Here is a 14328-nt window from a genome sequence, read left to right as displayed (position 1 = left end):
GGAATCATCAGGAGGGCCTGAACTCAAAATCAGATCTTACATGCACCGCCTTCACAGTCGTCATCACCCGGCTGACTTTGGATATCTTCCTGCACATCATCAGCACCATCGCGGGTGTTTTGATAGTAAAGGGTTTTTACGCCAAATTTGTAGGTGGTGAGCAAATCTTTCAGCAACTGCTTCATCGGCACTTTGCCTGATGGGAAGCGGGTTGGGTCATAATTGGTGTTAGCTGAAATCGCCTGGTCGACGAATTTCTGCATCAAACCAACCAGTTGCAGATAACCATCGTTATTTGGCATATCCCACAGCAGTTCATAAGCATCTTTTAAACGCTCATACTCAGGAACAACCTGACGCAGGATACCATCTTTCGAGGCTTTGATACTGACATAGCCGCGTGGTGGTTCAATGCCATTGGTGGCATTGGAGATCTGCGAGGATGTCTCGGAAGGCATCAGTGCTGACAGCGTGGAGTTACGCAGGCCGTGGGTTTGGATATCCTTACGCAGCGTTTCCCAATCGTAATGCAAAGGTTCGTCACTGATGGTATCCAAATCTTTCTTATAGGTATCAATTGGCAAAATACCCTGTGAATAGGTGGTTTCGTTGAACCACTGACAAGCACCTTGCTCACGGGCCAGCTCATTTGAGGCTTTCAGCAAATAGTACTGAATAGCTTCAAAGGTGCGGTGAGTCAGGTTGTTGGCACTGCCATCAGAGTAACGAACGCCATTTTTCGCCAGATAATAGGCAAAGTTAATCACACCGATGCCCAAGGTACGGCGACCCATCGCCCCACGTCTTGCAGCGGCAATCGGGTAATCTTGGTAATCCAGCAAGGCATCCAGCGCGCGTACTGCCAGTACCGCCAAGTCTTCTAAATCATCAAGGCTGTCAATCGCACCCAGGTTAAACGCAGACAAGGTACAGAGCGCGATTTCACCATTTTCGTCGTTAATGTCATTTAACGGCTTGGTTGGCAAAGCAATTTCCAGACACAGGTTTGACTGGCGCACCGGCGCAATTTTCGGGTCAAACGGGCTGTGGGTGTTGCAGTGATCCACGTTCTGAATATAGATACGGCCAGTAGAAGCACGTTCTTGCATCATCAAAGAGAATAACTCGACCGCTTTGACACGTTGTTTACGGATGCTGTCATCTTGTTCGTATTGGGTATATAGGCGCTCAAATTCGTCTTGATCGGCGAAGAACGCGTCATACAACCCTGGAACATCAGATGGGCTGAACAGGGTGATATCTTCACCTTTCAGCAAGCGCTGATACATCAGCTTGTTGATTTGTACGCCGTAATCCATATGACGCACGCGGTTACCTTCCACCCCACGGTTGTTTTTCAGCACCAGCAGGCTTTCCACTTCCAAATGCCACATCGGGTAGAACAGGGTGGCTGCACCACCACGTACACCACCCTGTGAACAGGATTTCACCGCCGTTTGGAAGTGTTTATAGAACGGAATACAACCGGTATGGAAAGCTTCACCGCCGCGAATTGGGCTACCCAGCGCACGGATACGGCCCGCATTGATGCCGATACCGGCGCGTTGTGACACATATTTCACAATGGCGCTGGAAGTGGCATTGATGGAATCCAGGCTGTCACCACACTCGATCAATACGCAAGAGCTGAATTGGCGGGTCGGGGTGCGGACACCGGACATAATGGGCGTTGGTAATGAGATCTTAAAGGTAGAGATCGCATCATAGAAACGCTTGATGTAATCCATGCGGGTTTCGCGCGGGTAGTTAGAGAACAGGCAGGCGGAAACCAGGATGTACAGGAATTGGGCACTTTCATAGATCTCGCCGCTGACGCGGTTTTGCACCAAATATTTACCTTCCAACTGCTTAACAGCAGCATAGGAGAAGTTCATATCGCGCCAATGGTCGATGAAAGTGTCCATCTGTTCGAACTCTTCTGCGGTGTAATCTTCCAGCAGATGTTTGTCATATTTGCCCATCTCCACCATTTTCGTCACATGGGCGAATAATTTTGGTGGCTCAAACTGACCATAGGCTTTTTTGCGCAGATGGAAAATAGCCAGACGCGCGGCCAGATATTGGTAATCCGGTGCATCACGCGAGATCAAATCTGCGGCGGCTTTGATGATGGTTTCGTGGATATCAGCGGTTTTGATGCCATCATAAAACTGAATGTGTGAACGCAATTCTACTTGAGATACTGAGACGTTATGTAAACCTTCCGCGGCCCAGTCGATGACCCGGTGGATTTTATCCAGATTGATGCGTTCTTTACTGCCATCGCGTTTAGTAACAAGTAGGCTTTGGTTCATGTGTTCGTGACCTTTGTTCCCCTTACTCAGTGTCTATACAGCACAAATTTACGCACTCCATGATTAAGATAATCACTGAGGTCGTAGTGTATTGTTCAGTATGTAAACACAATATATAGGGGGTGGGTAGTGGATAGATAACAAGATAGTGAGTATTGAGACTTTTGGCAAGTGAACAAGATCGCTAAATTGTGTGGATAACTTGGGGGTGAATTGTTACGAAAGGCTCACAGGCTGCGTCATTACTGGGGCTTACCGCCCGACACTCTGGGGGATAAGATTTTACCGAAAATTTTAAAAATTTGACTGTTTGCCGGTTTATTAAACATAAGCCAAAAACGGCATAACTTATCGCTTTTATTGTTCAAAAAGACGCTTTCTGCCGAATTTTCTGATTGACGCGCTATAAAGCGACAAAATGGTGCGCGAAGACACAAAAAAATGAATACAGTAAGGGCAATTTGCACCATCAGAGAGCAATCAAGTGACTGGCTCTCTGACAGTAATAACCCGCGCTTTATGCTTCATCCCGTTGAGTATGCACCATATAATTCACATCAACATTGCGGCCCAGCTTGAAATGGTCTGTTATCGGATTGTAATGCAATCCAATAATATGGCGTTCGCGCAGTGGGGTTTGGTCTACCCAACCAATCAGTTCTGACGGGCGGATAAACTTTTTCGCATCATGGGTGCCTTTCGGTACCATTTTTAAAACGTATTCAGCGCCAACTACGGCCATCAGCCATGATTTGGTATTGCGATTAATGGTTGAAAAGAAAACGTGACCGCCGGGTTTGACCAGTTGTGCGCAGGCGCGAATAACCGAAGCCGGGTCTGGGACGTGCTCAAGCATCTCCATACAGGTTACAACATCGTAATACTGCGGGTGTTTTTGCGCGTGGCTTTCGACTGTTTCCTGAACATAATCAAGCTTGGTACCGGTTTCCAGTGCATGCAATCGAGCCACTTGCAGCGGTTCGTAACCCATATCCAGTCCGGTAACCTGCGCACCTTCACGCGCCATGCTTTCAGCTAAAATGCCACCACCGCAACCGACATCCAGCACTTTCTTATCGAAAATACCGCCAGCGCGCTGCAAAATGTAATCAAGGCGCAGCGGGTTGATGCGATGGAGTGGCTTGAATTCGCCTTCTAAATCCCACCAGCGGGAGGCAACTGCCTCAAATTTGGCGATTTCTTGTTCATCGACGTTGTGATTAAGGGCGGTGATATCTGCGCACATGATAGAATTCTCACTGTTTTGTTTCTTTGCGCGGATTATACATAACTCGTTTCGACAAACATCATGCAGTTTCGCCAAAATCTGCGATTTGTGATATAGTTTCGTACCTTTAAATCCGGTAATTAGTAGAGGGATAGCGGCTCAATGAGCGACCTTGCCAGAGAAATAACACCGGTCAACATCGAGGAAGAGCTGAAAAGCTCCTATCTGGATTATGCGATGTCCGTTATTGTCGGACGTGCGTTGCCAGATGTCCGGGATGGACTGAAACCGGTGCACCGTCGCGTACTGTATGCGATGAATGTACTGGGTAATGACTGGAATAAGCCATACAAAAAATCGGCCCGTGTAGTCGGGGACGTTATCGGTAAATATCACCCGCATGGTGACAGCGCGGTCTACGACACCATTGTGCGTATGGCCCAGCCGTTCTCACTGCGCTATATGCTGGTGGATGGGCAGGGTAACTTCGGTTCCGTTGATGGCGACTCCGCCGCGGCGATGCGTTATACCGAAATCCGTATGTCTAAAATTGCTCACGAATTGTTGGCGGACTTAGAAAAAGATACCGTCGATTTCGTGCCGAACTATGACGGTACGGAGCAAATTCCTGCCGTAATGCCGACCCGAATCCCTAACTTGCTGGTTAACGGCTCGTCAGGTATTGCCGTCGGGATGGCAACCAATATTCCGCCGCATAACCTTTCTGAGGTTATTGATGGCTGTCTGGCTTATATCGAAGATGAAAACATCACCATTGAAGGGTTGATGGAGCACATCCCGGGGCCAGATTTCCCAACTGCTGCGATTATCAATGGTCGTCGTGGTATTGAAGAAGCCTATCGTACTGGCCGCGGTAAGGTGTATATCCGTGCCCGCGCAGAAGTGGAGGCTGACGCTAAAACTGGTCGCGAAACTATTATTGTTCACGAGATCCCGTATCAGGTGAACAAAGCGCGGTTGATTGAAAAAATCGCCGAACTGGTTAAAGAAAAACGCGTAGAAGGCATCAGTGCGTTGCGTGATGAGTCTGATAAAGACGGCATGCGTATCGTGATTGAAATCAAACGTGATGCTGTCGGGGAAGTGGTTCTGAACAACCTCTACTCTCTGACGCAATTGCAGGTGACTTTCGGTATCAATATGGTGGCTCTGTCTCAAGGGCAGCCTAAATTGCTTAACCTGAAAGACATTTTGGTTGCTTTCGTGCGCCACCGCCGTGAAGTGGTGACTCGCCGTACCATTTTCGAACTGCGTAAAGCACGTGACCGCGCACATATCCTTGAAGCGTTGGCTATTGCACTGGCTAACATCGATCCGATTATCGAATTGATCCGCCGTGCAGCAACACCTGCGGAAGCGAAAGCTGGCTTGATTGCCAACCCGTGGGAGTTAGGTAACGTTGCGGCCATGTTGGAACGTGCCGGTGATGATGCTGCCCGCCCTGAATGGCTGGAAGCTGAATTCGGTATCCGTGACGGCAAATATTACCTCACCGAGCAGCAAGCTCAGGCGATTTTGGATCTGCGTTTGCAGAAACTGACTGGCCTGGAGCATGAAAAACTGCTGGATGAGTATAAAGAGCTGCTGACCTTAATCGGTGAGTTGATCTTTATTTTGGAAAATCCAGAGCGCTTGATGGAAGTTATCCGCGAAGAGTTAGTTGCTATTAAAGAGCAATATAACGATGCGCGTCGGACTGAAATCACCGCGAATACCTCTGACATTAATATTGAAGACCTGATTAGTCAGGAAGATGTGGTCGTGACACTATCCCATCAGGGCTATGTCAAATACCAACCTCTGTCTGATTACGAAGCTCAGCGTCGTGGTGGTAAAGGTAAATCGGCTGCGCGTATCAAAGAAGAAGACTTCATTGATCGCCTGCTGGTCGCCAACACCCACGATACGATTTTGTGCTTCTCCAGCCGTGGCCGTCTCTATTGGATGAAGGTCTATCAGTTGCCGGAAGCCAGTCGTGGGGCGCGTGGTCGTCCGATCGTCAACTTGTTGCCGCTGGAGCCAAATGAGCGTATCACCGCCATTCTGCCGGTACGGGAATACGAAGAAGGTCGTCACATCTTTATGGCCACCGCTAGCGGTACCGTGAAGAAAACCGCACTGACTGAGTTCAGCCGCCCACGTAGTGCCGGTATTATTGCCGTCAATCTGAATGAAGGCGATGAACTGATTGGTGTCGATCTGACCGATGGCACTAACGAAGTCATGCTGTTCTCTGCATTAGGTAAAGTGGTTCGCTTCCCTGAGTCGCAGGTCCGTTCGATGGGCCGTACCGCGACCGGTGTGCGCGGTATCAACCTTAATGGTGACGATCGGGTTATTTCTCTTATCATCCCTCGTGGTGATGGCGAGATCCTGACGGTGACTGAAAACGGTTACGGTAAACGTACCGCAGTGGAAGAATATCCAACCAAGTCCCGTGCGACTCAGGGGGTTATCTCCATTAAAGTCAGTGAGCGTAATGGTAAGGTTGTTGGGGCGGTACAAGTCGCGCCGACTGACCAAATCATGATGATCACCGATGCCGGTACTCTGGTGCGAACCCGCGTATCAGAGGTGAGTGTTGTGGGTCGTAATACCCAGGGTGTGACACTTATCCGTACCGCTGAGGACGAGCACGTCGTTGGTCTGCAACGTGTAGCTGAGCCGGAAGAGGATGATGACATCCTTGAGGGCGAATCATTAGAAGGTGAAGAGGGCAGTGAGAACGATGCTGTGCTGAACGCACCAACAGATGAAGATGCTGCTGACGAAGCAGAAGACGATGACAACGCATAATGCGTAAATGAAATAGGAGCCAGCTTACGAGCTGGCTTTTTTATGCTGACTTTTTAATGAGTCATGGGTAGTGTATTCTGTTATTACGCAGCCTGCCCGGCGATGCTTTCATCATGGTATCAGATTGAAATATCTTTCTTCATTTCGCACGACGCTGAAAATCTCCCGTTACCTATTTCGGGTATTGGCGGTCATGTTATGGTCACTCGGCGCACTGCTGACCACTTTTTATATCCTGAACATCCTTAACGAGAAAAAATCCGATATTCGTCAGGAATATAATACCAACTTCGAGCAGGCGCAGAACTATATTAGGCACTCTTCCGACATTATTCGTGATATCAAATATATGGCGGAAAACAGGCTCAATAACAATACCGCGAGCAGTGATATTGCAGCCGGTACTTTTATTAAAAACAAAACTGCGCCCAAATATTATCCACTCAATTCAGCAGCCGATTGCGCCACACTTAATTCGTCTCGCCATTCGTCGTTAGATTCTCTCAGCAATCTTATTTTGTACTGGAAAGAGAACTTCGCTGCCGCCTATGATCTTAATCGGATATTTTTTATTGGCAGCGACACCATGTGCATGGTGGATTTTGATATTCGCAATGTTCCGATAGAGCAAGAAAGCTTACTTAAGTCGGTGAGTGAACATATGGCACGGTATCGTGAGGCCAATAATCAAGATAAAGACAGCCCACTGTATTGGATAGTTCCCGGTGTGCGCCCTGAAATAGGCACCTTATATGTGCTTAGCCCGCTTTATGTGGGGAATAAGTTAGAAGCATTAGTGGGAACGGAACAGACTATTCGTCTGGAAGATTTTATCTCTTCCGGCCCGTTGCCCATTGGCGTGACGTTGTTGGATCAAAATAATGAGCCAGTATTACGGCTGGCGACGGGTGAACGCTATGCCTCGATGCTAGATGACTACCCAGATACGCCCTCATATTTTGGTTATGTAGACGATTATAATTATCTTATTCTGAAAAAGAATTTACTGCCTTCCAGTCTGAGTATTGCCTATTCTTTGCCGGTTAAAACCATAATTGAGATATTCAAATTATTAATTTTTAATGCGTTGCTACTGAATACCCTTTCAGCGGTGGTGATATTTACCCTGGCCTGGTTGTTTGAGCGAAAAATGTTCCATCCGGCTGAAGATAATGCCTTGCGCTTGGAAGAACATGAGCAATTTAACCGCAAAATTGTGGCCTCTGCTCCGGTGGGTATTTCCATTCTGCGGATCAGTGATGGCACCAATATCCTCAGTAATGAGCTGGCACATAACTATATTAACTTGCTGACCAATGAGGATCGTGAACGCATTACGCGCATTATTTGTGAGCAACAGGCGAATTTTGTCGATGTGATGACCAGTAATAACAACAATCTGCAAATCAGCTTCGTTCACTCTCGCTACCGTAATGAAGATGTAGCGATTTGTGTGCTGGTCGATGTCAGCTCACGCGTAAAAATGGAAGAATCATTGCAGGAAATGGCGGCGGCGGCGGAGCAGGCTAGCCAATCGAAATCAATGTTTTTGGCAACGGTCAGTCACGAACTGCGAACGCCCCTGTATGGCATTATTGGTAACCTCGATTTATTGCAAACCAAAGAGTTACCTCAGGGTGTTGAGCGCCTGGTGACGGCGATGAACAACTCGTCCGGGTTATTGCTCAAAATCATCAGTGATATTCTCGATTTCTCCAAAATAGAATCTGAGCAACTGAAAATTGAGCCAAGTGAGTTTTCTACCGTTGAGGTGATAACACATATCACGGCGAACTATTTACCGCTGGTGGTGAAAAAACGCTTGGGTCTTTACTGCTTTATCGAGCCAGACGTGCCACGTTTGATGATGGGGGATGCTGTTCGTTTACAGCAAGTTATCTCTAACTTACTGAATAACGCTATCAAATTTACCGATACGGGTTGTATCATTTTGCAGGTGAGGGTTCGTGGCTATTATCTGGAGTTCCGCGTGCGCGATACCGGTGTGGGTATAAATTCACGTGAGATAAATCAGCTATTTGATCCGTTCTTTCAGGTGGGAACGGGGGTGCAGCGCCATTTTCAGGGAACCGGATTAGGGTTGGCAATTTGTGAGAAATTGGTCAACTTGATGGACGGGGATGTTGAAGTGGTTTCAGAATTGGGGATGGGCAGTATTTTTGCTATCCGTATTCCTTTGTCTTTGGCTGAGAATAAAAGTCAGGCGCAAAATGCGGTCTTACCGGAGAGTGATCGCTGGCAAGGGAAAGTTTTGTGGCTGGATATTCGCAATGCTCGTCTGGAGAGTTACTTACTCGAACTGCTAAGCCATTTTGGCGCGACTATTCAACGCTATAGCAGTGAGCAAACATTGCAGGATCAAGTGCTTATCTGTGATTATTTACCACAAATAAACGCGCCATTATCGACATGGATTCAGCTATCCATTGAACATATTGGTTTGCCACAAGAGACTCGACCAGGTTATTGGTTGCTGAGTACATCTACACTTTTGGAAATCGTTCCGTTGCTGGATCGCATCTTGCTGGATCAACAAGTGACCGACGAGGTACCACTCGCCTTACCCGCGCCGAAAACCAATCTGGATGAAAATGCTGATCTGCACATTTTGGTGGTGGATGACCATCCTATCAACCGGCGGTTGTTGGCTGATCAACTGACAACTTTAGGTTATCGGGTCATTACGGCGAATGATGGGCTGGATGCTCTGGCGGTGTTGAATGCAAATAGCATCGATATTGTGCTAACTGATGTGAATATGCCGAATATGGATGGTTATCGTCTGACTCATCGCCTGCGAGAATTGAATCACCACTTCCCGGTGATTGGTGTTACGGCTAATGCCTTGGCAGAAGGCAAGCAGCGCTGTATTGAAGCGGGTATGGATAACTGTTTATCTAAGCCGGTAACATTGGATACTTTGCGCCAGATGTTGCGATATTATGGCGATAAGGTGCGAAAAACCCGCTAAAGCCTTCGTTCTTGAAGCTACAGGGGTGTTAGCTGCACTCGCTCACCCGAATCACTTACTTGAGTAAGCTCATCGGGATTTTCTCGTTTGCTGCCTACCTGTAACTTCAATTACTTGGCTTTACGGGGAGTTATCACGATAGTTGATGGACTTATATAAATGAATAAACCCGGCACTGCTGAGCAATGCCGGGCTGGGGAACAGAAATTATTCTTTGTCTTGACCAATAGTGACAGATGAAAGGTAGTTTAGCAGGGCTATATCATTATCCACGCCCAGTTTCAGCATCGCCGATTTCTTCTGGCTACTGATAGTTTTAATGCTGCGATTCAGTTTTCTGGCAATTTCAGTTACCAGGAAACCTTCAGCAAATAACCGTAAAACTTCACTTTCTTTCGGTGATAAACGTTTGTCACCGTAGCCATTAGCGCTGATTTTCTCCAGCAGTTTAGCCACACTTTCAGGGGTAAATTTTTTCCCTTTCTGTAATGCTGCCAAGGCCTTAGGCAAATCAGCTGGCGCGCCTTGTTTTAGTACAATCCCATCAATATCCAAGTCCAAAACTGAACTGAGAATAGCAGGGTTATTATTCATCGTTAGTACTATTATGGCTAAATCCGGGTAATGCCGTTTTATATATTTTATCAATGTGATGCCATCACCGTACTTATCACCAGGCATGGAGAGGTCGGTAATTAACACGTTGGCATCAAGTTTAGACAAGTTGTTAATCAACGCTGTGGAGTCTTCAAACTCCCCAACGACGTTGACCCACTCAATTTGCTCAAGTGACTTTCGGATGCCAAACAACACAATTGGGTGGTCATCAGCAATAATTACATTAAGGTTGTTCATGGTTATGGGTTACCTTGCTGCAACAGTCTGGTGACGAAAGAATCAATTTGACTGATGCTATTTTCGATCTTCAACCGATCGCCATCTGCGATATGCTGTTCTAATGTTTCACACAGTTGTTTGCCGATAAGCAAATTCAACATAGCAAATACGCCTTTCAATCGATGTGCGGTCTGCGAAAGCGATATGAAATCACGTTGCTGAAGTTCAGTATACAGTTTCTTCAGATCTACCGGTACTGTCTCAACAAATAAGGAATAATAGTCACTGGATTTTAGTTGTTGCTCGTAAACACTTATATCATCAGCGGCAATGGATTCAGACTTTTCTGTGTGTTCATCAGATGAAATCTGCTGTTCGATTAATAATAATATTGCATCAATGACCGCACTGCCTAAATTATAATTTACCCGAATATAATTATCCTGCAACTGCTGCATTCCTACTTCGTCAGGTGCAAGTAATAAAGTAAATTTATCATAGTGTTGTGGGTTGTCAGTCACGGTCACATCATAGTCCCTACTCGGCAAACGGTCATCGACGATAATGCAGTTAGCGCCAAATGAATTCAATAATGTTGTGATGATAGAACGCACTTCTTCCGACGTTATATCTAATAATACCGTAACGCCATCCAATAATTTCTCTTGTTCCTCCTCCTGCTCATTTTGGATAGCAATCGTAACTCGGATTGTATAACGAGTACCTATATCAACTTTGCTACGAATCTCTAATTGACCGTTTAATTTTTTACATAATTGGTTACATAAAAAGAATGTTAACCCCGAACTGTGATTGTATCTGTCAGCCAATGTTTGGCTGAGGAAAGGGTAATTAAGATTACTGATCTCTTCATCAGAAATACCCACTCCCGTATCGGTAATTTGAATAATCAGTTGTTCCGGGTGCCCAGGTTCATGACCCACATTCAACGTTATCTTACCGTAAGCCGTCGTAATAACAGAATAATGCAGTAGCAACGAAAGTATTTTACGCAATACTTTTTCATCACCAATGTAATTTTGCTCAAGATCAACAAGATAATGGTTAAACAGAGTTAATCCTTTCTGATTAATCGCTGGCAGCATCTCCAGTAGTAGCCCATCAATGAGTGCTGACAGGGAGAAACTATGCTGTTCTGGTTGCCAATCCTGGGTTTCCAAACGTGTTAGTAAGGTAATATTATCAATCAGTTCAATGATATTTTCAGATTGTTCTGCCAGTTTACTCGTTAATTCATGTTGCAACGCCGGGTCAGTGGTATTTTGTAATTCTTTGGCCGTTTGATTGAGATTATTAATAGGCTGATTCAGTTCAATTCCCAGGTTATGGAGCATTAGTTTACGGGCTTGCAGGCTCTTGTCGTACTCGCGTCTAGCCTGTTGTAGGCGTTTATTGACCAACACTTCTTTATCCTGATCATGAAGCAGGAAAAGATAGGTTTCAGGCGATATCTTACTGCGGAACATCCTGATTTCGTAAACTTCATTATTCACCGTGCCTTGAATCACCCCGTGGTGTTGTTCTGCCATATGGACAATTTTTTGCAGGTTAAGGTGAGGCATCAAGTTATCGGCTATCTGATTACTGGCGACAACGGCATTACTGCTGAAATTATAAACCAATAGCCCTTGCGGCAAGCTGGTAATAATTTCCTGACTGAGTGATTTCTGCGCCTCTAATTGGTCAAGCATATCTGTACTTGGTCGCACGAATTGGCGACGAATAAAATAGATCCCCAAAACAGCCAGAGCCAGCAGCAATATATTCGACAAGATCAGCCAGAAGTTATTTCTCAGCAAGTCAATAGCCAGCACGGTCACCGGAACACGATAAACAATTTTCAACGAGGCGTTAGCCAGTGGCGCTGAAATTTCAACCCAATAGCCATTGAGCGTCACGCTGGCAGCGGCAGTATCTTCCGGGGCCATACCCTCATTAATCGGTGTTTTATCCGGTTGTAGCAGGAAGTTCGAACGTGCCATATTCGGTGGAATTAAGTCATTAATCGGCAGATCAAAGGCAATGACCGTCGCCAGATGGCCGGGATGATTAAAGGTGGTTCGAATGGTGAAATAGTAGGCGTTCTGGAAACGTAATTTCCGCAGTGGCGAGAAACTCTCGCGCTCATCCAGTGTATTGGCCTGTTGCAGCATTTCTGCTCGCCGAGACTCGGCGGCGGCGGTCAGGTAGCTTTCTTTAAAACGTGACGTGACTTCCTTTAAGGCTTGAGTGGTGATGAGGGTCAGGCTATTGTCCTGGCCGTTCAGATAATACATCGAGTAGGTATCATTCTGTGCGCCCCAATGGTTGTCGAGATAGTCCGACAACTGCAACGTCATAGCGAGTGTGGCGGGCTCGTGATTACCAAAAATAACGGCGTCAGTTTTTCTGCGCGGTTTTTCAATATAGTAAATATCGGGGCGCAGACGCACTTCTTGCGCGGAAAGAATATTTTTATCAGAGATATTAGGATTATTGGCAAAATCATATATCTGGTAGGTATGGTAACGATAATCATCGATACGTTGCTGTAAACCAGCGGCAATATAGCTCAATGCGTGTTTTTTTTCTGTCAGGTAAGCATTGGTATAGTTGTAGCCATACAGCCCAACGGTGATGAGCAGTAATACGATAAACAGCCAGAAGCAGCGCGTAATGTTAGCTGAACTGGTAGATAACGAGTTATTTTGCATAACGATAATGCATATTCCTTGGTTAGCGCGTGACGGCCTTGGCGCTGGCTGTCACGGTGAGCAACAAGACGGCCACGCAGCCAAAAGCGACCGATAAGTTACTGAGCTGGGCAACAAAACCAATGGCCGCGGGGCCTGCCAGAATACCGGCGTAACCGATAGTGGTGATGGAGGCCACCGCTAAATTGGCTGGCATGACAGTTTGGTTGCCTGCGGCAGTGAACAGGATTGGCACCACATTTGATGCACCCAACCCTACCAGCATAAAGCCAATCAGGGCGGCGATTGAGCTATTAACGCTTATCGCGATGATAATCCCCACAGCAGCACATAAGCTGCCTCCTAATAATACCTTGTATCGGCCCAATCCGTTGACAATCCGATCGCCATTTAACCGGCCCAGCGTCATCGCAATCGCAAATACCGCATAACCCATTCCTGCTTGTGAGGGTTCCATACCGCGCAGTGTAGTCAGGAAAACGGCGCTCCAGTCCAGCATTGAACCTTCTGCCAGGAACATCACAAAGCACAAAAAACCGATAAACATCACCCATCCGCGCGGCAGCACAAACAGTGGGCCATCATGAGGCTCTCCGCTGCCCTGTAACAGGTTTTTATTGGCGGTTAGTAGTAGGATAATCATTAACGCGACGGTAGCAATGATGGCTGTCAGCGGGCTTAACCCCAGCCACAATAATGCGCTGACACCGCCGGCACCGGCAATCCCACCAACACTGAATAACCCATGGAAACCGGACATCATTGCGCGCCCGCTGGCCTTCTCAACAATGACCGCCTGAATATTCATTGCTACATCTATTATGCCCATCGCCGCACCGAAGATTAGCAAGGCCAGCGCCATGGTGACGGGGGTATTCATCAATACCAGCAAGGGGAGGTCGAGGCAGAGCACAGCTCCCGCTAACAAAATCACCGCCCGGCATCCCCATTTTGCTGTGAGCACTCCCGTTAGGGGCATAGCGAGCATCGATCCGACACCAATGCACAATAGCAGTAAGCCGAGTGAGGCATCGTTAAGGCCTATCCGCTCTTTGGCAAATGGCACCAACGGTGCCCAGGCGGCCATTCCCAATCCGGAAATAAAAAATGCGAGCCGAGTCGAGATTTGCTGTGCAACACCTGGCTGCAATGAAGATTGGCGTGTTTTGGCGGTCATGAGGTATAGGATCTGCAATTGATATGAATAATAAATATAGACAGACGTTTCTATCACAAAGAGAAATGCGGGTCGAAGGGATTTGTCTGGATTAGCCGAAACTGCGCGGCCTTGTTTACCCATTTGCCTACTTTATTGCCATAAAGGTTAATATTCGAGCAGCCCACCGCTTTGGCAGGATAATCCAGTAAATCTAAACTATTGAAAAATAGCCGCGCCATTATGTTGCACAAATGTAACTTTTATAT

7 protein-coding genes are annotated in these 14328 nt (G+C 46.7%); 2 read left to right on the top strand and 5 right to left on the bottom strand.

Features of this window, described 5'->3' with window-relative positions:
• Positions 1–29 precede the first annotated feature (29 nt).
• Positions 30–2315 carry a class 1a ribonucleoside-diphosphate reductase subunit alpha gene (gene nrdA, locus HU019_RS13870; protein ID WP_174846972.1) on the bottom strand — a complete coding sequence of 762 codons (2286 nt, stop codon included), beginning with the start codon at positions 2313–2315 and terminating at the stop codon, positions 30–32.
• Between the two features lie 517 nt (positions 2316–2832).
• Positions 2833–3561 carry a bifunctional 2-polyprenyl-6-hydroxyphenol methylase/3-demethylubiquinol 3-O-methyltransferase UbiG gene (ubiG, locus tag HU019_RS13865; protein WP_050078279.1) on the bottom strand — a complete coding sequence of 243 codons (729 nt, stop codon included), beginning with the start codon at positions 3559–3561 and terminating at the stop codon, positions 2833–2835.
• A gap of 144 nt (positions 3562–3705) precedes the next feature.
• On the opposite strand from ubiG, the gene gyrA reads away from it, so the two are divergent.
• Both gyrA and rcsC read left to right on the top strand, forming a co-directional pair.
• Positions 3706–6360: a DNA topoisomerase (ATP-hydrolyzing) subunit A gene (gene gyrA / locus HU019_RS13860; protein ID WP_174846973.1), complete on the top strand. Its 2655-nt coding sequence runs from the start codon at positions 3706–3708 to the stop codon at positions 6358–6360.
• A gap of 124 nt (positions 6361–6484) precedes the next feature.
• Positions 6485–9352, top strand: a complete 2868-nt coding sequence (gene rcsC, locus HU019_RS13855) for a two-component system sensor histidine kinase RcsC (protein ID WP_174846974.1) — start codon at positions 6485–6487, stop codon at positions 9350–9352.
• A gap of 207 nt (positions 9353–9559) precedes the next feature.
• On the opposite strand, the gene rcsB is transcribed toward rcsC, so the two are convergent.
• Genes rcsB through HU019_RS13840 form a run of 3 tightly spaced genes read right to left on the bottom strand, consistent with a single transcriptional unit; the run spans position 9560 to position 14080 of the window.
• On the bottom strand, positions 9560–10207 hold the full coding sequence (gene rcsB, locus HU019_RS13850; RefSeq protein WP_004389433.1) for a response regulator transcription factor RcsB: 648 nt from the start codon (positions 10205–10207) through the stop codon (positions 9560–9562).
• Positions 10208–10209: 2 nt separating this feature from the next.
• Positions 10210–12903 (bottom strand): phosphotransferase RcsD, encoded by a 2694-nt coding sequence (rcsD, locus tag HU019_RS13845; protein WP_174846975.1) that lies wholly within the window; start codon positions 12901–12903, stop codon positions 10210–10212.
• Between the two features lie 22 nt (positions 12904–12925).
• The gene (locus HU019_RS13840; protein ID WP_174846976.1) at positions 12926–14080 is read right to left on the bottom strand and encodes an MFS transporter; all 1155 of its coding nucleotides are present in this window, start codon (positions 14078–14080) and stop codon (positions 12926–12928) included.
• Positions 14081–14328 lie beyond the last annotated feature (248 nt).

This window comes from Yersinia artesiana, assembly GCF_902726545.1.
GTDB classification, from domain to species: domain Bacteria; phylum Pseudomonadota; class Gammaproteobacteria; order Enterobacterales; family Enterobacteriaceae; genus Yersinia; species Yersinia artesiana.
This window is presented reverse-complemented; position numbering and strand designations above follow the sequence as displayed.

Excerpts from the sequence above, each read along its gene's own strand:
- nrdA (WP_174846972.1), bottom strand. The coding sequence starts at position 2,315 with ATGAACCAAAGCCTACTTGTTACTAAACGCGATGGCAGTAAAGAACGC.
- ubiG (WP_050078279.1), bottom strand. The coding sequence starts at position 3,561 with ATGTGCGCAGATATCACCGCCCTTAATCACAACGTCGATGAACAAGAA.
- gyrA (WP_174846973.1), top strand. The coding sequence starts at position 3,706 with ATGAGCGACCTTGCCAGAGAAATAACACCGGTCAACATCGAGGAAGAG.
- rcsB (WP_004389433.1), bottom strand. The coding sequence starts at position 10,207 with ATGAACAACCTTAATGTAATTATTGCTGATGACCACCCAATTGTGTTG.
- rcsD (WP_174846975.1), bottom strand. The coding sequence starts at position 12,903 with ATGCAAAATAACTCGTTATCTACCAGTTCAGCTAACATTACGCGCTGC.
- HU019_RS13840 (WP_174846976.1), bottom strand. The coding sequence starts at position 14,080 with ATGACCGCCAAAACACGCCAATCTTCATTGCAGCCAGGTGTTGCACAG.